The 22,047-nt window shown below is 43.7% G+C and carries 15 protein-coding genes and 2 tRNA genes; 13 read left to right on the top strand and 4 right to left on the bottom strand.

Annotated elements, in window-relative coordinates:
• Nucleotides 1–115: 115 nt before the first annotated feature.
• Nucleotides 116–595 carry a hemerythrin domain-containing protein gene (locus tag H9653_RS00740; RefSeq protein ID WP_068407424.1) on the bottom strand — a complete coding sequence of 160 codons (480 nt, stop codon included), beginning with the start codon at nucleotides 593–595 and terminating at the stop codon, nucleotides 116–118.
• A 60-nt stretch (nucleotides 596–655) separates the two neighbouring features.
• Between H9653_RS00740 and H9653_RS00735 the strand changes: the two genes are divergently transcribed.
• The gene (locus H9653_RS00735; protein ID WP_068407421.1) at nucleotides 656–1,093 is read left to right on the top strand and encodes a CopD family protein; all 438 of its coding nucleotides are present in this window, start codon (nucleotides 656–658) and stop codon (nucleotides 1,091–1,093) included.
• Nucleotides 1,094–1,239: 146 nt separating this feature from the next.
• Here the strand turns inward: H9653_RS00735 and H9653_RS00730 are convergent.
• Nucleotides 1,240–1,316, bottom strand: a tRNA-Asp gene (locus H9653_RS00730).
• 51 nt (nucleotides 1,317–1,367) lie between these two features.
• A tRNA-Val gene (locus tag H9653_RS00725) sits at nucleotides 1,368–1,443 on the bottom strand.
• Between the two features lie 305 nt (nucleotides 1,444–1,748).
• On the opposite strand from H9653_RS00725, the gene H9653_RS00720 reads away from it, so the two are divergent.
• From H9653_RS00720 to H9653_RS00685, 8 genes are all read left to right on the top strand, one after another.
• Nucleotides 1,749–3,401, top strand: coding sequence for a cardiolipin synthase (locus tag H9653_RS00720; RefSeq protein ID WP_156508529.1), 1,653 nt, complete (start codon nucleotides 1,749–1,751; stop codon nucleotides 3,399–3,401).
• Between the two features lie 114 nt (nucleotides 3,402–3,515).
• On the top strand, nucleotides 3,516–4,994 hold the full coding sequence (locus tag H9653_RS00715) for a tetratricopeptide repeat protein (protein WP_068407418.1): 1,479 nt from the start codon (nucleotides 3,516–3,518) through the stop codon (nucleotides 4,992–4,994).
• 203 nt (nucleotides 4,995–5,197) lie between these two features.
• Nucleotides 5,198–6,505: an RNA-guided endonuclease InsQ/TnpB family protein gene (locus tag H9653_RS00710; protein WP_191689725.1), complete on the top strand. Its 1,308-nt coding sequence runs from the start codon at nucleotides 5,198–5,200 to the stop codon at nucleotides 6,503–6,505.
• A 157-nt stretch (nucleotides 6,506–6,662) separates the two neighbouring features.
• Nucleotides 6,663–8,240, top strand: a complete 1,578-nt coding sequence (locus tag H9653_RS00705) for a 3-deoxy-D-manno-octulosonic acid transferase (RefSeq protein WP_068404611.1) — start codon at nucleotides 6,663–6,665, stop codon at nucleotides 8,238–8,240.
• Nucleotides 8,241–8,248: 8 nt separating this feature from the next.
• Nucleotides 8,249–9,016: a 16S rRNA (uracil(1498)-N(3))-methyltransferase gene (locus tag H9653_RS00700; RefSeq protein ID WP_068404609.1), complete on the top strand. Its 768-nt coding sequence runs from the start codon at nucleotides 8,249–8,251 to the stop codon at nucleotides 9,014–9,016.
• A gap of 225 nt (nucleotides 9,017–9,241) precedes the next feature.
• Entirely contained in the window at nucleotides 9,242–10,381 is a 1,140-nt protein-coding gene (locus tag H9653_RS00695; protein ID WP_068404606.1) for a Fe(3+) ABC transporter substrate-binding protein, read from the top strand.
• Between the two features lie 97 nt (nucleotides 10,382–10,478).
• Nucleotides 10,479–12,161 carry an ABC transporter permease gene (locus H9653_RS00690; protein WP_191689723.1) on the top strand — a complete coding sequence of 561 codons (1,683 nt, stop codon included), beginning with the start codon at nucleotides 10,479–10,481 and terminating at the stop codon, nucleotides 12,159–12,161.
• A 165-nt stretch (nucleotides 12,162–12,326) separates the two neighbouring features.
• The gene (locus tag H9653_RS00685) at nucleotides 12,327–13,796 is read left to right on the top strand and encodes an ABC transporter ATP-binding protein (RefSeq protein ID WP_191689721.1); all 1,470 of its coding nucleotides are present in this window, start codon (nucleotides 12,327–12,329) and stop codon (nucleotides 13,794–13,796) included.
• 46 nt (nucleotides 13,797–13,842) lie between these two features.
• Here the strand turns inward: H9653_RS00685 and H9653_RS00680 are convergent, their stop codons facing one another.
• The gene (locus H9653_RS00680; protein ID WP_191689719.1) at nucleotides 13,843–14,736 is read right to left on the bottom strand and encodes a methyltransferase domain-containing protein; all 894 of its coding nucleotides are present in this window, start codon (nucleotides 14,734–14,736) and stop codon (nucleotides 13,843–13,845) included.
• Nucleotides 14,737–14,927: 191 nt separating this feature from the next.
• Between H9653_RS00680 and H9653_RS00675 the strand changes: the two genes are divergently transcribed.
• The 4 genes from H9653_RS00675 (at nucleotide 14,928) to rarD (ending at nucleotide 21,752) form a co-directional block, all read left to right on the top strand.
• Nucleotides 14,928–16,532: an alpha/beta hydrolase family protein gene (locus H9653_RS00675; RefSeq protein ID WP_191689717.1), complete on the top strand. Its 1,605-nt coding sequence runs from the start codon at nucleotides 14,928–14,930 to the stop codon at nucleotides 16,530–16,532.
• A gap of 146 nt (nucleotides 16,533–16,678) precedes the next feature.
• On the top strand, nucleotides 16,679–17,380 hold the full coding sequence (locus H9653_RS00670; RefSeq protein WP_191689715.1) for an IS1 family transposase: 702 nt from the start codon (nucleotides 16,679–16,681) through the stop codon (nucleotides 17,378–17,380).
• 339 nt (nucleotides 17,381–17,719) lie between these two features.
• On the top strand, nucleotides 17,720–20,485 hold the full coding sequence (gene gyrA, locus H9653_RS00665; RefSeq protein ID WP_068404598.1) for a DNA gyrase subunit A: 2,766 nt from the start codon (nucleotides 17,720–17,722) through the stop codon (nucleotides 20,483–20,485).
• A 196-nt stretch (nucleotides 20,486–20,681) separates the two neighbouring features.
• Nucleotides 20,682–21,752: an EamA family transporter RarD gene (rarD, locus tag H9653_RS00660; protein ID WP_068404596.1), complete on the top strand. Its 1,071-nt coding sequence runs from the start codon at nucleotides 20,682–20,684 to the stop codon at nucleotides 21,750–21,752.
• Nucleotides 21,753–22,047: the final 295 nt, after the last annotated feature.

Raw genomic sequence — 22,047 nt, 5'->3', positions numbered from 1 at the left:
AAGTAAAAAGCCCGTTAACGAAACGAAAGCCGAAATATGGCTCGTTTCTTTGCGGGCTTTTTGTTTCAATGATACTTTGAATGAAAGCTTATTGGGATAATCCTTTAAGAGTATATTAGCGACTCTCATCAGGTCGCTTAATGCTATCAGGGCTGGCTTCATAAACCGCATCTAATTCTGCTTCCGACAAATATTTTTCTACCGTCGGGTATAACTCGCGCTCTTCAAAGCGAATATGGTCGTATAATAGGGTGCCAAGCTCATGAACTTGTGCCACGCTGACCTCTTTATTGCCAGATTTTTGCGATTGTTCGACCATATTTATCAGTTGATGTAATTGCTTATGCTGTCCATCAAGGGTATTGAGTACTGACGCCACATCGGATTCAGTAGCGCGGTACGGCTCTAGCGCATTAGCAATTAAATTGTCTTCAATTTGGAAGTGATAAGCCATATCGTTAATATAAGAGGTGAGATTGTCCCAATGTTTGGCAATTTCTTTGGGTTCATCCAAGCTTTCTTTGGCATGGCGAGACAGATTAAGCCCAAGATGGTGTTGGCGTGACAGCGGCTGCAATTGATTGGCGCGTTTCATAATTAAATACCTTAATGCTTCGAGAAGTCATGATTGATTAATTATTTGGAGTAATACTCTATGTTCAACTATCTTTTAATTTTGCATTTACTCGGGGCTGCAATTTGGACAGGTGGTCATTTAATACTAGCATTAGTGGTGTTGCCAAAAGTGCTATCTTCACGTAATTTAGACGCATTGTTACAATTTGAGGGGCAGTTTGAAAAAATTGGTATGCCGGCATTAGCCATTCAAATCATCACTGGATTATGGATGGTATATAAGATATTACCTAACATAGAGATGTGGTTTGCCTTTGATAATGACATCAGTGTCTTGATTGGTATAAAGCTGAGTTTGTTATTACTGACGGCACTAGTCGCGATGCATGCGCGCTTTTGGGTCATACCACGCTTATCCGCTAATAATTTGAATGGGTTTGCCATCAATATTATTCTGGTGACGTTATTTTCAGTGGCGTTCGTCGTGGTTGGTACGCTGTTCCGTACGGGATTTTAAAGAGAAGTTTTTAGATAAAATGATATAGGCTAAGTAGCAATTAATAGCTAATACAAATCAACAAACACAAAAAAACCTCAAGTAAATGAATACTTGAGGTTGAAACTTTGTACTTAATAATGCAATTAAAAACCAAGTTTTAAATATGGCGCAGCGGACGGGACTCGAACCCGCGACCCCCGGCGTGACAGGCCGGTATTCTAACCAACTGAACTACCGCTGCTTAGGTCGTCTTTAGCATTTCGTCTTCTAAAAGACCCACTCGCTAAATGAGTGGTGGGTGATGACGGATTCGAACCGCCGACATTCTGCGTGTAAGGCAGACGCTCTACCAACTGAGCTAATCACCCTTGCTGTGGGTGTGTATTATATACATTTACACATGGCTGTCAAATATTATTTTAAGTATTTTTAAAATTATGGCTAATAAACTTACTTACCGCTCAAACTAAGCCGTATGTAAGGTGATGATAGACTATATAGCCGCTATATTGCTGGCTATTGCGTGCTTGCTAAAAGTCACTATACTGATAAGGCTTTTTGCATCTAACGAACAAGACGTCTACTTATAGGGCGTCTACTTAATAAAACAGCGGACTAATAACTAATAACCAATAACTAATAAATAGATGAATGATTTGAGTGATATAGGGTCATGGAGGTGAGCATAGATAATTTTAATATAGAAGCTCTGTCTATTGAAGACTACTTTACGACATGGTCGGTAGGAGACTTTGCGGGATTGGGTTTGGTATTACACGTAATTTTGATGATCGTCATGACCCTGCGTATCGTCTCGGTACAGCGCAATATCGGGGTATCGATTGCTTGGGTTGCCGTGCTTTATACTTTGCCTTTGGTTGGTTTTATCGCTTATATCTTATTGGGTGAGCCGATGATTGGGCGACGTTATCGTGCGCGCATGAATCAGGCGCGGCTACTGATGAATGATATGGCAAAACGTGAGAAGCTCGTGTTTGATGAAGGTCAAGAGCTGCTACCCGATAATTATCGCGGTGTCAGTAAAATCGGTACACGCTGGACAGGGTTTGGGGTGTTTCCTAATCATCAAATGCAATTATTGACCACGCCGAATGCTATCTTTGGGCGCTTGATTGAAGATATTAATGCCGCTCAGCGCATTATTCTGATGGAGTTTTATATTATTTATCCAAAAGGTCAGATACTCGACGTCATGGACGCGTTGATGGCAGCGGTACAGCGCGGCGTCGAGTGTCATATTTTGGCGGATAGTGTGGGCAGTTTTAGCTTTTTTAATAGCAAACAGCATCGGTTGTTAGAAGAGGCTGGGGTTTTTGTACACCAGTCGCTACCGGTTGGTTTGTTTAAGACGCTATTTAAACGCTCAGATTTACGTAATCATCGCAAGATTATCGTCATTGACGAACATATAGGCTATATCGGTAGCTTTAACTTGGTAGATCCAAAGTTTTTTAAACAAAATAAAAATGTCGGTCAATGGATTGATGTGGCGATACGCAGCGTCAGTCAACAACCGATAAATATTGCCACAGCGATGGCAAAAGTAGTGGTCACCGATATTGGCGCGGAAAATAAAGACAATCTCGATGCGCTCAATCACCGCGTGAATAATTATACGCGTAAGCTTTATGTCATGAATCCGACCATCAATGATATCAATAGCCGCGTTAAAGTGTTAGACGAGATTAGCGATACAGATGAGCTACCCGAGATTGGGTCGACATCGATTGTGATACCGCGTATGCCAGTCGTTGAGAATGTGTTAGCGCAGCTGATACCTTCGGCGCCGCAAGTGACGGCACACGTGATTTATAATACCTTGGTGACGGTGATTCATCGCGCCAATAAACGCATTCGCATTACTACGCCGTATTTTGTCCCCGATGAAGCCTTGTCAGGGGCGTTGACTACGGCGGCTAAACGTGGGGTTGAGGTGACGATTATTGTGCCCGAAAAGGTAGATTCATTTTTGGTGCAGCATGCCTCGCAAGCGTACTATCAAGAGCTACTCGAAGCCGGGGTGACCATTGCTTTATTTAAAGGTGGACTGCTGCATGCTAAAACCGTGGTTATTGACGATGATTACTGCCTGTTTGGCACAGTGAATATCGATATGCGCAGTTTTTATTTAAATATGGAGGTCAGCTTAGCGATTTATACGCCAGAAATGGTCGCTCAGGTTGCGGATTGCCAAGAGGTTTACTTGCAAAGTTGTCGGTTTTTAAGTTTAGAAGAATGGCAAGAGCGCCACGGAGCAGAGCGCTTATTTGATAATGTGGTGCGCTTATTTAGTCCTTTATTGTAGCGCTTTTGATTTTAGGTTAAGGTAAACTACTTATTTTTATTACCATCTTATTTTTATTATGATTTGAAATGTTGGTTTTCAAAACGCTCAATTTTTAAAGGATAGGCTCGCCTTATGTCTGCATCGCCCTTAACACCGCTTGATTACATCGCAGCAGGCTATTGGCAAGATTTCTTAGCTAGCCGTTTTGTCGCTGGCGGCATGGCTTATGAAGCGGAATTGCATCGATGCACACTCGATGAATCGCTGGCAAGTTTACAGCGCGTAGATACTTTGCTGTCGCAGATACGCCGCGACATGGTTAAGTCGGGCAGCTGGGATGAAGCGGCGCTGTTAGCAGATGAGCGCTATCGTAATTTTATGGTATTTTTGGCATTTTATGCCGGGCGAGTATTGGCACAGCAATGGCACAATACGCCGCATTGGTTCGGTGAGTTTGAGCTACGTAAGCGTTATCCTGCTCTGCCGCTGCTGACCGATGATTTTTATCAGCATATGGCCGTGGTTTATCGCGATGATAGTGAGGTTAATAATCAGTTTAATACGACTGACTCGCTATTTTTTGCTTTAGAGCCGATAGGACTGCGGCTGTTTGGTCATATTGATAGAGCGTTTCAAGCAGTGCAAGGCGGTCAGGTGGCAAGTGGGCTATACCAAGCAGTAACTGCAAGGCTACCAAACGCCATTGATAATAGTCATACATTACCCGTAGACAGCGCACCACCTGCTGATAAAAACGTGAATGAAGTAGGTGTGACGCAGCATAGCAGACAAGATATTCAGACATATACTGTTAATAATGATTCTGATAACGGGCTGCAATCAACACCTGAACCTGTTAAAGCAGATACTGTATTAGCAAAGCCTAATTTATCGACCGCTTCACTAGAAAGCTCCACTGTACAAACTATAACGGCAGAAACTGCGTCAGTAGTATCTTCACAAGCAGCGTTAAAAGAAGTTGCAGTAAAAACAACAGTAAAACTCGCGCCAACTCCAGAGATTTTTACTCAATTGCTTATAGAGCTTGAAGAAATAGACGTCGCCCAAAGCGCTGGCAAGACAGAATATGAGCAAGCTCGTAAAGTCTTGGATCAATTTGAGCAGCATATTGCTAAGCAAGAGAAACCGCGCGCGCAAGTTATATTTTCAGCAAAACATTTGGCAGCAAAGCAGCAAGCCCTGTTAAAACTGCAAGACGCGGCCCATGCAGGTAATAGCGCGGCGATGCTACGTTTGGCGATGTATGAGCTACTTGGCGAAGGAATATATACGGATAAAGTGGCTGGTATGGAAGTAGGCGTAGAATGGGTGAAGCAAGCTGCGAGCAAAAACGACAGCCGTGCCCAGCGCCTATTAAGTAAGCTCTACTATCAAGGATTTGGCGTGCCGCAAGATATGACCAATGGCAAATATTGGCTTGAGCAAGCGGCCGAAAACGGTCATGCAGAAGCGGCCAGTTTGGTCAGTCAATGGCAGCAAGCGCAGGCGTTGATTAGCACACAAAAGCAAGAGCAGCATAGTCTTAAACGTTATCAGTTATTGTTTGCGGTAATCATCGTTATTGCTATATTAATATTCATTATTGTCTAGCCGTTTATGTCAAATTCTGGTTTTAAATTTTCGTTTCTAATAGCGAGTGCTTTAAAACTATCAAACCGCGAAAGAGGACTCCATCCGACATTAGGGTGGAGGTGAATTTCGCCTCATTGTTACTGTTTATTTACAAATCCTGACCGTGAATTTGGTATGCTTATTAAGCATTATTATATTAATAAACTCGCCAAGACTATTCCATGAAAATCAATAAAGCATATAAATTTAGGCTTGAGCCTAATGCAGAGCAACAGATTATTCTAAATAGTCTTGTCGGCTCTGCACGTTTTGTTTGGAATCAAATACTAGCGATCTCATTTGAGATGTTTGCCAAAAATGAATTTATTAATGCCACCAACTTGGTTAATAAAATCATGGATCTAAAGAACAATCCTGATTTTGACTTCTTAAGAACCCATGCCAACGCCGTATCTTTACAACAAAAAGTACGTGATCTCGCCTCTGCTTGGTCACGATTTTTCGACCCTAAAGTTCATGCTAGGCTCAAAGAAAATAAAAAGAAGCTCCGAAAACCCAAGTTCTTTAAGCTAAGCGATGGCACAGAGATTCAACTACGACAACTGATGCCAAGATTTAAACGTAAATCCGATGGCTGCGACTCAATCAGGCTTGTTCAGTTTGATAAATATTGCCGTGTTGAGGGTAATCGCGTCAAACTACCTAATGGCGTGGGCTTTGTGAAATTTAGAAAATCACAAGACATCATCGGCACCATCAAAAACGTCACTATTAGCAAGAAACTAGGGCACTGGTACGTGTCTTTTGGGTGTGAGCGAGAACTGGATCAAAACCCAATTCACCCCTCTACAAGCGCCATAGGTATTGATTTAGGTGTCACTAAACTGATTACTACCTCAGACGGTCAGCACATCAAACCCAAAAACAGCTTTAAAGCCAATCAAATTAAACTGGCCGCATTACAGCGCCAATTAAGTAGAAAAGTCTTATTCAGTCAAAACTGGAAAAAGCAGAACCGTAAGATTCAAAAATTACACCATCATATTGCCAATATCCGCCATGACTACTTGCATAAAATCACCACCACAATCAGCAAAAACCACGCCATGATTGCTTGTGAGGACTTAAAAGTAGCCAATATGTCGAAATCTGCTAGTGGCTCTGCTACTCAGCATGGGCGCAACGTCAAAGCTAAGTCAGGATTGAACAAGTCTATCTTAGATCAAGGTTGGGGTATGATGGTCGATATGATTGAGTACAAGCAGCATTGGACAGGCGGATTACTTGTCAAAGTCAATCCGCAATATACCAGCCAAGCCTGCTTTGAGTGCAAGCATATCGCCAAGGAAAATAGACGCACTCAAGCTAAATTTGAGTGCGTCAAATGCGGGCATAAAGCAAATGCTGATGTGAATGCAGCTAAAAATATTCTTGCGGCAGGACATGCCGTTTTGTCTGCGGAGGGAGGATGCGGTAAAGGTCGCCCGTTGAAACAGAAAACTTGTGACATTCGTGAGAAAGTCGCCTAAGAGCGTTTGCTTTTAGAATTCCCCACTTGAGCTTGGCGAAAGTGGTGGGAGTATGTCAATGTTTAGCATTAAATTCAGGTAGAATTGGCGCGTTTTTTATTGTCATTTTATAACGTCACCTCCTATCGTCCGATCCATTACTAATCTGGGCTTCTTCATGCCATCTTCTGATAATTCCTTACCCTCTTTTGATAAGTCGACTCAGCCAAGCCGAGCCGTTTATAAGCCACCTGTTTACTATCAGGTGACGATTGGTTTGCTAAAACCGCTATATCGTATGCAAGTGTGGCGTCGCTCGCATAAGCGTGATAATTATCAGCAAGAAGTGGAGCAGCGTTTTGGTAAGCGCTATCCTGCGCCGCCCGTGCCTGATGCAAATATTAAATCTAATGCGAATGCCAACGAAAATGCTAATTATAAAGATAGCAATGGCAAAAAAGTCATTTGGTGCCATGCGGTATCTTTAGGTGAGACCAATACCGTCGCGCCCTTGCTTGATGCGCTATTAGCAAAAGGCTATCAGATATGGTTGACCAATACCACGCAGACAGGGTTTGCGCGCGGTGCCAGTCGCTTTGCCGATGATATTGCCCAAGGTCGCTTAAGCCATAGTTATGTTCCTGTTGATAGTCCTGCGGTGATTGAAACGTTTTTAGCGCATGTACAACCCGTTGCGGCAATGTTTGTAGAAACGGAGCTTTGGGCAAATATCTTAACCAAGTTATCCGAGCATCATATCCCAAGTATTTTGGTCAATGGTCGGCTGTCGGCTGCTTCTTTTAAAAGTTATCAAAAAATTGGTGCGGTCAGTGCCAGTATGATGAAAAATGTGAATTTGATTATTGCCCAGGATAATGAATCGGCAAAACGTTTTCGGCAATTGGGCGCTCATAGTGCGCAAATCCGCGTGGCAGGCTCGCTGAAATGGGTCATTAATACCCCGAAGCTGAATGATGATAATGGTGCCAAAAAAGCTGAAATAGTAAGCGATGGCGCAGACTTGGACTTAGATTTAGGCGTAGCAGGTCGCCCGATTTGGGTGGCAGCAAGTACCCATAGCGGTGAAGAAAAGACAGTATTATCATGGCAGCAGCAAATCATCTCTCATCCTCTATTAGCGGATACGTTGTTAATTATCGTTCCAAGGCATCCTGAGCGCTTCGATGAGGTAGCAGAACTGATTGAAAAGTCAGGATTAACGATGACGCGTCGTAGTGATGAGGATGCAATCAGTCCAAATACCCAAGTTTATCTCGCTGATAGTATGGGTGAGTTGATGAAATGGTATGCGCTTGCAGATGTGGCATTGGTGGGTGGCTCATTGGTCGATATTGGTGGGCATAATCCCGTTGAGCCGGCAAGTGTGGCGACGCCGGTATTGATGGGCAGTTATACCCAATCTTGCCAAAGCGTGGTTGATAAGCTCGCTAGTGTTGGGGCGTTATATCAACCAAACAATGCTTTCTATAGCGCTATTGGTACTGATGAGCAGCTATCTCAGCAGCAGAAAATTGCGAGCAATCCGCCATCTAGCGATGATGATAGTTTGCTTTTTCAGCAGCTACAGTTTTGGCTTAGTCATTTGGAATTGGCAAAACAAGCAGGGCAAGCGGGTGCAGAAATAACTGAGCAGCAGCAAGCAGTCTTACATCGGCAGTTATCAATGATTGAAGATGTGATTCAGCAATACGCAAAACCACCTTTCAGTCCAGAACTGAATCAAGAGCGGATATAAGTGACGCTATGAACTGTATATTACTGGCAGAGACCAGCTTTCAACATGATAACGCGTCTGCGTATATCAATGATTTGGCGCAAATTGCCCATGTGAATAAAGTACTGAATGCCCAAGTAGGCGATGGGTTAAAAATTGGTCAGCTTGGTGGGCAGCTTGGTAGCGCTATCATTAAAGCCATTACCTCCGATAGTATTCAACTAAGTGATATACAGCTAACCATCAATCCGCCAGCGAAGCTTAATCTTACAGTGGTGTTGGCATTGCCAAGGCCAAAGGTATTGCGCCGTTTAATCATGGATATGACCGCGCTTGGTGTTAACGATATCATCCTTATCAACAGCTACCGCACGCAAAAAAGCTATTGGCAAAGTCCAATGCTAGCTCGCCTTGACGAGTTTGTGTTAGAAGGGTTGCAACAAGGAATTGATACGATTGCGCCGCGCATCAGTCTACAAAAACGCTTTAAACCCTTTGTCGAAGATGAGCTTGCAAGCTTAATCACCAATCGCGCTATCGTTGCTCATCCTTATAGTGCGCTGTCATTTGCCCAATATAGGCAAAACCTAGAAAATACTGAACCAGCTCATAGGTCAGTTAATTCATTGTTGCCAAGTATGGTCTTTATCGGTGCTGAAGGTGGCTGGATTGATTATGAGGTTGAGCTGCTCGCTGAGCAAGGATGTACGCCAGTTAATATCGGGCCACGCATCTTACGTACCGAAGCCGCAGTCAATGTCATTTTAGGGCAGTGGTTACTAGAAGGTCAGGATTAAGCTCAGGCAGATACATAAATCATTGATATCTTGTTAAAAATTAGACCAGTTTATCGGCACAGCAGGGCTAGATAAATTTATTGATAATTAATCTCATTTCTATTAGTATAATGTTTCTTAGACATTAAGGTCTTATTAATCCCGTTATCCCGCTATTCAATTATTTATTAATAATTTTAATGTCGCCTTATCTCACTTATCCGTAGCACCATTATGGGGAATGCCATGTCATTAACTGCTATCAGTGCAAATCTATCTTCTAGTAAGCTTACTTTACCCATTGCTGTATTTGGCATGATGTTAGGTCTTGCGGGCTGTAGTAATTCATCGACGCCAGAAGAAAACGTGGATGCTGACACTACAACCACTGCTGAACAATCTGGCGCTGAGCAAGAAGTGGCGAAAAATGATGACGCAACGGTCGCTGGTGGGCAGACGGTTACGATTTACTCATCACGTAATGAGCAGTTGATTAAACCGTTATTGGATAAATATACCGAAAAAACAGGCGTTAAAATTGAGCTGGTCACCGATAAAACTGGTCCATTGATGGCGCGTCTGCAAGCGGAAGGTAAAAACACGCCTGCAGATATGTTATTAACCGTTGACGCGGGTAACTTATGGCAAGCAGCAGAGCAAGGCTTATTGCAGCCTGTGTCTTCTACTATCTTAGAAACCAATGTTCCTGCTAAATACCGTGACCCAAAAGGTCAGTGGACAGGTCTGTCTTTGCGCGCGCGTACAATTTTTTATGATCCAAGCAAAGTTAGCGCCGACCAACTATCTACTTATGCAGATTTGGCCGATCCAAAATGGAAAGGCAAACTTTGTCTGCGTTCATCAAAAGCTGTTTATAACCAATCATTGGTTGCAAGCATGATGGAAAATCTGGGCGAAGAAAAAACAGAAGAAATTATTCGTGGTTGGGTAGCTAACTTAGCAACGGACGTCTTTAGTGATGATACCAGTATGTTAGAGGCGATTGCCGCTGGTCAGTGTGAAGTGGGTATTGCCAATAGTTACTACTATGGTCGCCTGCTTGATGAAAAACCAAACTTCCCTGTAAAAATATTTTGGGCAAACCAAGGTACGACTGGTACTCATGTCAACATCTCTGGCGCTGGGGTTATCGCTAACTCAGACAATCCAGATGGCGCGCTTAAATTGATGGAGTGGTTATCTTCTGATGAGGCGCAAGGTCTTTATGCCAGTTCTGATAAAGAGTATCCTGTAAAAGTAGGTATCGATGAGTCAGAGCTACTCAGATCTTGGGGTCCGTTTAAACAAGACAGTATCAGCGTGCAGAAGTTTGGTGAGCTACAAACCCAAGCCATTCAAATGATGGATAAAGCGGGTTATAAATAACAGACTGTCAGTCGCTAAGCGGTTGGTTTTTAGCGATTAGATGTTTAGTCATCTAGCATCTAATCGCGTCATTATGCGTATGACACGGTAACAACTTATGATAACAATGCCAGAAGCGTCTGCTAAACAAGACAATACTGTCAATGAAGCTAATAACGACAATAATAGCCCGTCTATCAGTCAAGACCATGTCGTCTGCAAACGTATCCTCTCAAAATCAGTCTTAGGACTGATTTCGTTGTTTATGCTCGTACCGATTTTAATCGTACTATTATCGTGGACGCAGCCGGTCGCTGATATTTGGACCCACATGCGCGAATATGTGTTGCCGCAAGTGTTAAAAAATACCGTTATTCTATTGCTGATGGTGACGGTGATTTCCGGCATTATCGGGACCGCACTTGCGTGGGTCACCAGTATGTACCGCTTCCCTGGACAGCGGTTTTTTGCCTGGGCGCTGATGTTGCCATTAGCGATGCCCGCTTATGTCTTAGCATTTGTTACCGTCGGTATCGTTGATTTTAGCGGACCGCTGCAAACGGCTTTAAGAGAGTCAGGCTTTACCACCGCTATCCCATCGGTGCGTAATGTGTGGGGTGCAGGTTTAGTATTGTCATTGGCATTTTATCCTTATGTTTATTTGTTGGCGCGCCAAGCGTTTTTATCGCAAGGTAGGCGAGCGATTGAAGCGGGGCAAATGCTCGGCTTAAGTCGTAGCAAGGTGTTTTTTCGGCTGGCGTTACCACAAGCGCTACCGTGGGTCATTGGCGGCTTGTTACTTGCCAGTATGGAAACGCTTGCAGATTTTGGCGCAGTATCAGTCTTTAATGTGGATACTTTTACGACGGCGATTTATAAAGCATGGTTTGGCTTTTTTAGTTTAACCACTGCTGCGCAGTTGGCCGCGTTATTAATCGGCGTGGTCTTTATCGTCGTCTTGTTTGAGCAGTATTGGCAAGCCAAGCGTGGCAATACCATCACTCAGGGTAGCAGTAAGCGTTTTGAAGCCAGTAAGCCTGCGAAGTGGGGCATGGCGCTACTTTGTATACTGGTGTTTTCGATAGCGTTTTTGATTCCGTTTTTGCAGCTGCTTTATTGGACCACTTTAAATTTCCAGCAAGACTTCGATGCGCGTTATATTGATTTTGTTAGCAATAGTCTTATGGTTGCCAGTATGACCACCATATTTATCGCATTTTTGGCAATTATTATTGCGTGGGTCAAGCGTCAATATCCAGATAAATCGACCAAACTCATGACTACCTTAGCCAATTTGGGCTATGTGGTGCCGGGTACGGTCTTGGCGGTTGGGATCTTTATTCCGATTGCGTGGCTTGATAATCAGCTGATAGCTTTTGGTATTACCTCAACGCAGTTTTTTTCTGGCAGCGTGATTGTGATGCTGCTCGCCTTGTCGACACGCTTTATGACCGTGAGCTTTCAGCCGGTCGACCGTCAGCTACAACGCTTGACCGTCAATCAAGAAGCGGCAGCGAAATTACTCAGTGATAGCCCATATCAGCGCTGGCGGCAAGTGATGCTACCCGTACTTAGCCCTGGGGTGTTGACTGGGTTATTAATGGGCTTTGTCGAAGTGATGAAAGAGATGCCGATTACTTTGATGACGCGGCGACAAGGCTGGGATACGCTGGCAGTACGAGTATTTGAGATGACCAGTGAAGGCATGTGGGGACGCGCCGCCTTGCCAAGTTTGTTGATTGTGCTGGTTGGTCTTATCCCTGTTTGGGTATTGCTGCGTCAAAGTGATAAACAAGGTTAAACGCCTTTATCATTAAGCAACCATAATCAAAGCGCTATGATCAAAGAGCCTTAATCAAAAAGCCCTAGTTAAACAGTCTAGTTAAAACAGAAGTATTTTAAAAAGCCCTATTAAAAACCGCGTCAATAAAAGGTTTTATTCACTAATAGCTTACTGGTACCGTCTATGTATACTGACTTGATGAACGATTCAACCAATCCAGCAGCGTCTAAATCCGTTAAGGTGGGCGGCAAGCCAAGACCGGAGCATGTGAAAAAACCACCGACGACTTTATTAACCAAAGCTCAAGTAGCAAAGCTGCAAGCAGATAGAAGCTTGCCTAAAAATACAGCAAAACAAAATATATTAAAACAAAGCATATCAAAACAAGGCACTTTAAATCAAAGCGTTATAAATCAGTCTGTCTTAAATCAAGAAGCAGCAGAACAAAACCACTCGCAAGATAACCAAGCTATTAAAGCATCGACTAACAACACGAGCGCTGATGACGCTTATTTTAGCGTGCAAGATTTAATCGTTGGCTATGACGATACGATTATTGTTAATGGTTTGACGCTCGATTTACAGCAAGGCGAAATTGGCTGTTTTTTAGGTTATAGCGGCTGCGGTAAAACTACGGCATTAAGGGCAATTGCCGGTTTAGAGCAAAGCCGCGGTGGCAAAATTCGCTTAAGCAATCAACGTCTGACCGAGCAGACAACGCGCACCAAATTTGCGGTCGCGCCAGCAAAGCGCGGTATGGGCATGGTCTTTCAAGATTATGCGTTATTTGGACACTTAAGCGTGGCAAAAAATATCGCTTTTGGTCTTAATAAGTGGTCGGCGGCCGATAAAAAAGCCCGCGTTAAAGAAATGCTAGAGCTTGTCGAATTGACGGAACATGCCGATAAACGTCCTAACGAGCTATCGGGTGGTCAGCAGCAGCGCGTGGCATTGGCGCGTGCATTGGCACCAAAGCCTAAACTCTTGCTGCTTGATGAGCCGTTTTCCAATTTGGACGTGGTACTACGTGAATCACTGGCGATGAATGTCCGTGATATCCTTAAACGTACCAATACCACCGCTATTTTGGTCACCCATGATCAAAACGAAGCCTTTGCTTTAGCGGATAAAGTCGGGGTCATGAATAAAGGTAAATTGGTCCAGTGGGCCACGCCAAGTGAGCTATATCATGAGCCAATCAGCCCGTTTGTCGCTGAGTTTGTCGGCGAAGGGGCAATGATAGACGGCATCATCAAAGAAGGTCATGTCGAAACCGCACTTGGTGATATTTATCGGCGCATGGAAGTCTATGACGAGTTAGGGCAGCCACTATATTGCGAGTACGATTATCCAAACGGCACACCGATTAAGGTCTTGGTACGGCCTGATGATATCGTCCATGATGATGAAAGTACGCAGACGGCGTTGGTCGTCGGACGCGTCTTTCGCGGGGCAAACTATCTATATCGCTTACAGCTTGCCGACGGTCAAACCGTATTGTCCTTAGTTGCCAGTCATCATAACCATGAGATTGGCTCGCAAATTGGTATCTTGCCTATCCTCGAGCATGTAGTAGTGTTTGATGAAAAAGACATCAATGCTACCACCTGGTCAGAGTACGATAGATCCGAGCGCGTGGAAGAAATCAGATAGTTAGCAGTTTTAAAGTTAACGCTGCTCTTTAAGCGTAGCGAGAGCCTTAAACTTGGCGCGTTGCCAATATATGCAAATAGCGCCCAAGCCATTTATACGGCTCGAGTTGTGAGTAGCGTAGCTCCATACGTATAACGGCTTCAGGGTCATTGTGACCGCCACGTTTGAGCGGCGCATAATCGTGAAATACGCGCAAGCCACTGGCAAGTATGGTTTGATACTCATGCGAATTTAGCCAAGAGTCGACTTCTTCTTTAGCGACCGGATGGTTGGGCGTGAGGCTTTTTTTATTGTCTGCTTTATACTCGCTGTTATCTAATAAGTTAAAATTACCCATAATAAGATTGCGATAATCAAAACTCGCCGGATTATAAAAGCACAGCGAGAGCGCGCCATGTTCAGTTAAGTGCTTATCAAAAAAATCCATCACCGCAGCAGGCTCTGCCAACCATTCAAGCAGCGCATGACACATAATCAAATCAAACTTTTCCGTGTTACTCGCGAGTTTTTCTTCAAGCGCTTGATACGGACAAATATACCACCTAATATCTAAATCCTTTTCGACGCTTTCAGCGTTTGCTTGCGCTTTCTCCAGCATATTGGCTGAAATATCATTGATAACCAGCGTATGTCCTTGACTGGCAAGCTCAATGGCAATCTGTGCCAACCCTGCGCCGACATCTAGTATCCGTAACGGTCGCCCAAGCGTCTGACTCATCTGTGCACAATAGGCAAAAATATCACGGCGCAATACAGCCAGACGAATGTCGCCCTTTAAGCCGCCGTAGACTTTTTTTTCAAAGTGGTCGGCAATCGCTTCAAAGCTGCGGTCTGTGCGCGTATCAGATTGTGCAATGGGCGGTGTGATAGCTTGTTTGCTTGGCTGGCTAGTTGCGTGATGAATGGATGGACTGCTTGCTTGGCTCTCTTTTTGTTTCATAAAGTGCTCTGTTTTATCTAAAATATTTACAGGGGTTGTTTATAACTTTTATTGGATTTTAATAGGGTTTTAGCGTATAAATAATAGGGTTGAAGCATAGTCTTTTATTAAAGTATCTTAACTAAGCTGCACTTGTCCATTGCCTAGGATTTTAGGCAATTTTCTGTTTATTACTGCTAAGGATAGCAATCATGGTCTTACCCAATTCATCCATTATAAACAAACCCGCCATGACGCGTGGTCTATTATCGATCGCCATTGCCAGTAGCTTATTGCTTGTTGGTTGTAATGACGATGATAATGATCATTACGTTTCAGCGCCGTCTGCTAGCGCTAAATTTATAAAAACCTTTACGGCAAATGATATCAATAGCAGTATTGGTTTGGGAAGTACAGCAACGCCTGTTGCTAAGTGCGGTGTTACCATAGAAAAAGTCACTTATGATACCAAAGGCGCTGCCGATGAAGATACCAATGCTACAGCCGCTTTGATGCTACCGACTGGCGACGCGGCCGAATGTAAAGGTGATCGTCCTGTCTTATTATACGCGCATGGTACGACAACGGATAAAGGCTATGACTTTGCCCAAGTCGGCAATGCTAAAAATCCAGCAGTAGGAGAAGCAAACTTAATCGCCGCAAACTTTGCCGCCCAAGGTTATATCGTCGTCGCACCTAACTATGCAGGCTACGATGAGTCGAAGCTTGACTACCATCCTTATTTGGTAGCCCAGCAGCAGTCAACCGACATGGTTGATGCGCTAGACAGCGCGCGTAACATTATCGAACGCAAAAAACGCGCCAATGATCCCAATTACAGCAAAATTGATGATTCGGGTAAGCTGTTTTTGAGTGGCTATTCGCAAGGTGGGCACGTCGCTATGGCGACCGCACGTAAGCTAGAGCAACAAGGTAAACCTATTACTGCCATGGCACCAGCATCAGGCCCTTACGCTTTAGCAGCGTTTGGTGATTTTATATTTGCAGGTAATGTCAATCTTGGCGCAACTCGTTTTGCACCACTATTAGCGATAGGATTACAGAAAAAATATCCTAATATTTATAGCAGTCGATCAGAGATATTCAGTGCTGATTATGCTAATACTCAATTTCCAAGTTTACTAAATTTTGAAGAGTTAGTCGCAGCTGGACAACTTCCTAGATTTGCCTTGTTTGAAGCCAAACCTACTAGTGACCCTTTACTAAATCAATTACCCGATAGTGAACTGCCTTTTGCCTTTTTAGGATTCGCTGCTGAAAAATATTTGATAAAAACTGATTTTCGAGCTATGTACATGGCAGATGCGTTACGAAACCCTGATAGTCTAACGTCGACAACACCGACGGGAATGCCCGCTGCCAATCCAAAAAGTAATATTCGTAAAGCATTAAAAGATAATGATCTTCGTGGTTATAAACCTAAGGTGCCAACATTATTATGCGGTGGTCATCGTGATCCAACCGTGTATTACGATTTAAATACAGGGTCAATGTTAGCTATTTTAAAGCAATATAACGATAATAACTCAGCAGCTAATCTAAATATAACGGTATTAGATGTTGATAATAGCGATGAAGCAAATAGAGGAGTGCCTACTATTGCACCTTTGAGTCAGTCGGCCCTAGCTAATCCATGGTTGCAGAACAGTACTATTCCTAATATCCAAACTCGCTTTAACGATAGTGTTACCGATGCTGGCAATAGCTTTTTATCTAGCTATCACGGTGGTCTAGTGGCTACTTCTTGTACTGAGGCTACTCGTGAATTCTTTGAGCAAAATTTTAACCAATCGTAAGATTGTTTAAGTTTGAGTCTAATATTCATACTAATAATGAAAACTGTATCCCTTGGATACAGTTTTTTTATGGATGGTGTATCAAAAAGTATGCTGGGGTAATAAAGGAAGGGTGACAGCCGAGGCAAGATGATATATTTGAGGTTATGAAGACACAAATACAGATCAATTGCCCCGACTGTCACAGTCCCAGTTTAAAGAAAAATGGCAAAAAAAGCTATGGCAAGCAAAACTACCAATGCAAAGCCTGCAAGCGTCAGTTCATTGGTGATCATGCCTTAACTTATAACGGCTGTCACTCTAGAATAGAAGATAAAATACGGCTAATGACAGTGAGAGGCTGTGGCATTAGAGACATTGCTATTATAGCCTCAGTTAGCATTGGTAAAGTGCTAAGCACCATAAGCTCATCCGTATATAAGATTGCGCCTAAGCAGAGCTACTATGAACGCTTAGAAGTTGATGAGTTCTGGACTTACGTGTATCGCAAGAAACGTAAAGTCTGGCTTATTTATGCTTATGACCGTGCTACTAATGAGATTGTCGCTTATGTCTGGGGCAAACGTGACCTAAAAACGGCTAAGAAGTTAAGAGCACGTCTTAAGCAACTTAAAGTGAGCTATGACTCTATTAGTATGGAGAATTGGGATAGCTTTATAACGGCTTTTAAACCAGATCATAAGCGAGTTGGCAAACAGCATACGGTAGGTATAGAAGGTAATAACTGTCGCTTGAGACACCGATTACGTCGAGCGGTTAGAAAGACTTGTTGCTTCTCAAAAAAGCTTGATAATCACTTCAAAGTGTTTGATATGGTGTTCTTTTACATCAATTATGGTTACGTCTGATGCCGGCATACTTTTTAGAACACCACCCAATTATTAAAGTCGTTTTTATCGTTATCACTAAAGATAAAAACATGTGCTAATCAGCTGTTTTGCTTGATTTTAATAGCATCTACAATCCCCTAAATAGACAAAAATGTGTTAAAATAGCTTCTTTAATTAAACGTTATTTTTAACAAAAACCGTATCGCCATTTTCCTATTGTTTAGCCTGTTTGATAACGCTTTTTATAGTCTGTACATCATGGATATTGACGCTTTTTAGCGCCTTTATTTTTGTACAACTATCAGCATTTTTAACCGAGCCAAATACTAGAAAAAGAATGTAAATAAAGGAGTGTATATGAGCGACTCGATCAGTCCTATTGCCATCGTGGATGAATTAAAGCAGTCCTATCTGGATTATGCGATGAGCGTGATCGTCTCGCGCGCGCTGCCTGATGTGCGTGATGGGTTTAAGCCAGTGCATCGCCGTGTGATGTATGCGATGCATGTATTGTCTAATGATTATAACAAACCGTATAAAAAATCAGCACGTGTGGTTGGTGATGTCATCGGTAAATATCACCCACATGGTGATAGTGCAGTTTATGATGCAATTGTGCGGATGGCGCAGGACTTTAGCTTGCGTTATCCGATGGTTGATGGGCAAGGTAACTTTGGCTCGATTGATGATGATCCACCGGCGGCGATGCGTTATACCGAAGTGCGTATGACCAAGCTGACCCACCAAATGCTAGCGGATTTGGATAAAGATACGGTTGACTGGGAAGACAACTACGATGGCTCTGAGCGTATGCCAAGCGTCTTGCCTGCACGTATTCCAAACTTATTGGTCAATGGCGCAACCGGTATTGCGGTTGGTATGGCGACCAATATGGCACCGCACAACCTGACTGAGGTGATTAATGCCTGCTTAGCGTATGCCGAAAACCCGCAAATATCAGCCGAAGAGTTGATGTCGCATATATCAGGGCCTGACTTTCCTACCGGCGGTGTGATTTATGGTCGGGCGGGTATTTTAGACGCTTATCGCACGGGTAAAGGCCGCTTGCATGTACGCGGTCGCTATATCATTGAGCCAATGAGCGATACGGGCGTCAACCGTGACCGTGAGCGCATTGTCTTTACTGAAGTGCCTTATCAAACCAATAAAGCCAAACTGATTGAGCGTATTGCTGAGCTGGTACGCGATAAAAAAATCGAAGGCATTACCGAGATTCGTGACGAGTCTGATAAAGACGGTATGCGTATCGCCATCGATTTGCGCCGCGGTGAAACGGCAGAAGTGATCGTTAATAATTTATTCTTGCAAACGCCGCTCGAATCTAGCTTTAGTATCAACATGGTGGCGCTCGATAACGGGCAGCCAAAGCTGTTGACGTTACGCCAGCTCATCGCTGCCTTTGTCCGTCACCGTCAAGAGGTGGTGACGCGCCGTACCATTTTTGAGCTAAATAAAGCCCGCGTTCGTGGTCACTTATTAGAGGGCTTAACCGTTGCTCTAGCCAATATTGACGAGATTATTGCGACGATTAAAGCCTCTGCAAACCGCGGCCTTGCTCGTGAAAACTTACTCAATAATACATGGGGTTCAGGTAGCGTCGTTGCGATGCTAACCGCGGCAGGTAGCCAGTCGGTACGTCCAGACTTTATCGAAGGCGAAGACCCAAAAGCGCCGTTTGGTCTGATTGACAATCAAGAAAGCTATCGCTTATCCCTTGAGCAGGTCAATGCCATTTTAGACATGCAGCTGCATCGTCTGACGGGTCTTGAGCAAGATAAATTGACCGAAGAATATCAAGATTTATTACGTGAAATTGCTCATTTAGAGTCAATTCTTGGTGATTTTGATAAATTAATGACCATTATCTCTGATGAGATGATCGAGATTCGTGAAAACTTCGGTGATGAGCGTCGTACCGATATCATTGATTCCCGTATGGACTTTAATCGTGAAGATCTGATCCCAGAGCAAACCGTTGTGATGACAGTATCGCGTACGGGCTATGCAAAAACGCAGCCGATTGATGATTATGTCGCGCAAAAGCGTGGCGGTAAAGGCAAATCTGCAACCGCGATGAAAGAAGATGATGTGATCGATCATTTAGTCGTGACCTCAACGCACGCAACGGTATTGTGTTTCACCGACACAGGCCGTGTATTTAGCTTACGTGGTTTTGAAGTGCCGATTGCCAGCCGCGGTTCGCGTGGTCGTCCGTTAGTGAATTTGATTGGTTTAAATGCTGATGAAACGGTCACCACGATATTGCCAATACCGCAAAATACCGCGGATGTGAGTGGGCATTTTGTCTTCTTTGCCACGGCAAATGGTACGGTTAAGCGTGTTGAGCTTGAACAGTTTGCCAATATTCGCTCGAACGGTTTGATTGCCGTTGGCCTAGAAGATGATGATAAATTGGTCAGCGCCCGTATTACCAATGGCAGTCAAGAAGTGATGTTATTTGCTTCGAGCGGTAAAGCCATTCGTTTTGATGAAAACGACGCGCGCGTGATGGGCCGTACTGCTAAAGGTGTGCGCGGTATGCGTCTGGCCGCCGATGAATTTATCAAATCGCTGGTGGTTATCGAAGATGATGTGCGCGAAATCCTCATTGCTTGTGAAAACGGCTTTGGTAAACGTACCTTTGTCGAAGAGTTTAATACGCAAAATCGCGGCGGTGGCGGTGTCATTGCTATCAAAACCAGCGCCCGTAATGGCGCCTTGGTTCGGGCGACCAAGGTTGAGCCTGAAGACGATATTATCTTAATCTCGGATAAAGGCACGCTGGTTCGTACGCCCGTTGAACAAGTGGCAAGCTCGGGTCGTAATACCCAAGGCGTTACCTTGATTCGTCTGTCAAAAGATGAAAAACTGGTGGCCATGGCGTGCGTTGAGAACGAAGAGGGCGACGACGAGTTGGTCGAGGCAATGAAAGAAGATGGTACTTTTGGCGTAGAGGGTCAAGAACAAATCGATATTGATGCCGAAACGGGTCATGCGACAGTGACCGACGTCAACGATGTTATCGATATTGCCAATGACTATACGTTAGATGACGAAACGTCGACTGATACCGCAGATGAAAACACCGACGATGACGAATAACTACTTCAGTTGTTAGCTTTTTAGTTTAGTGAGTAATACTGCTCTAGAATAAGCCTCTGACGTCATCGTTGGAGGCTTTTTTCTGAGCGCTGTTTATTCTTACAGCGTGTTTTTTAGCTTTTAACTTTGTATGCTTAGCTTCTATAAAATTATGATAAATAATATCTATTAAGCGCTATTTTTTAAGGCCGTTGTTATGCTTACGACCAATCAAACTTTTCAGGGAACGTTAGCGGCAATATCATCGAGTTTTTTATTCTCGATGATGTTTTTGTTTGGGTTATTTATGCTGCCATTGTCAGGGACGCAGGTAGCATCATGGCGCATATTGATGATGCTGTTGAGTTTGCTTATATTGGTCAGCTTTACTAAGCAGTGGCAACATGTCTTTGACTATTTAAAAACCTTAAAAACGCCAAAAGAATGGCTGATATTTATCTTGCCGACGCCGATTTTGGGTGGGCAAATTTGGCTATTTATGTGGGCGCCGGTCAATGGCTTTGGGCTTGACGTCACTTTGGGCTATTTTTTATTGCCGCTGGTGATGATCATATTGGGGCGCTTTTTTTACTATGAGCATATGAGCGCGCTACAGTGGTTAGCGGCACTGTTGGCCGCTTTAGGTATCGGTCATGATATTTGGCAATATGGCACCATCTCTTGGGTTACGTTGTTTGTCTGCTTGGGTTATCCGCCTTACTATCTGCTGCGGCGTAAGCTTGCCGTACCGCCGATTACTGGTTTGTTGTCAGATTTGACCTTGCTGACGCCAGTGGTACTTATTATGTTATACAGCAGTGGCGGCTTTAGCGTGGCGGCACAAAACATGAAGTTTTGGTATTTATTACCGCTGCTTGGCGCGTTTAGTGCGCTTGCGATGTCATTGACCATGATTGCGAGTAGTAAATTACCCGTCTCGTTATTTGGTGCCCTAAGTTATGTAGAACCAATGCTATTGTTTGTGTTATCTATCACCGTGTTAAACCAGAGCATTGAGGAAGGCGGCTCGTTATTTATGTACGGCATGATTACGCTGGCGCTATTTATTATGATTGCTGATAGTGTGATGGGTTATCTTCGTCGCCGCCGCGACAACCATTTGCATGGCTACCGCGAGCCACAAGTGGGCGGTTTTCCGCCGCGTCGCCGCTTGATAAATTACCGTATCGATGGGGTGTTAGCCGCACATCGTTTCCGTAAGATGCGTCGTTATCAAAGGAAACTCGATAGCATACAGCGTAAAATCGAGCAGCTTGATAGCAAATAAATCTTTACATGTATGGCAAATGAATAAACCTGATTTTTAAATGAACAGACGGATTAGGCCAATGTATTGCGTATCTATGCCGACTTTGACATAATGCTGAGCATGAGATACAGAAGCGTTTATCTTAATTTTATTTAGTTAAAGGATATAGTCACAGCACTTTTAAACCGCTACGGTGTTGCCCACCCTAGATGTACTCAATGTACTATCTGCGGTCGGTCACCTTGTAGCGATTCTAAAATTCCTTGACTATAGATAAAAATTTCTATCAACAATAGAGCTGATAGACAAAAGG

Source organism: Psychrobacter communis, assembly GCF_014836505.1.
Classification (GTDB): domain Bacteria; phylum Pseudomonadota; class Gammaproteobacteria; order Pseudomonadales; family Moraxellaceae; genus Psychrobacter; species Psychrobacter faecalis.
Note: the sequence above shows the minus strand (reverse complement) of the source record. Positions and strands in the feature narration are given on the sequence as shown.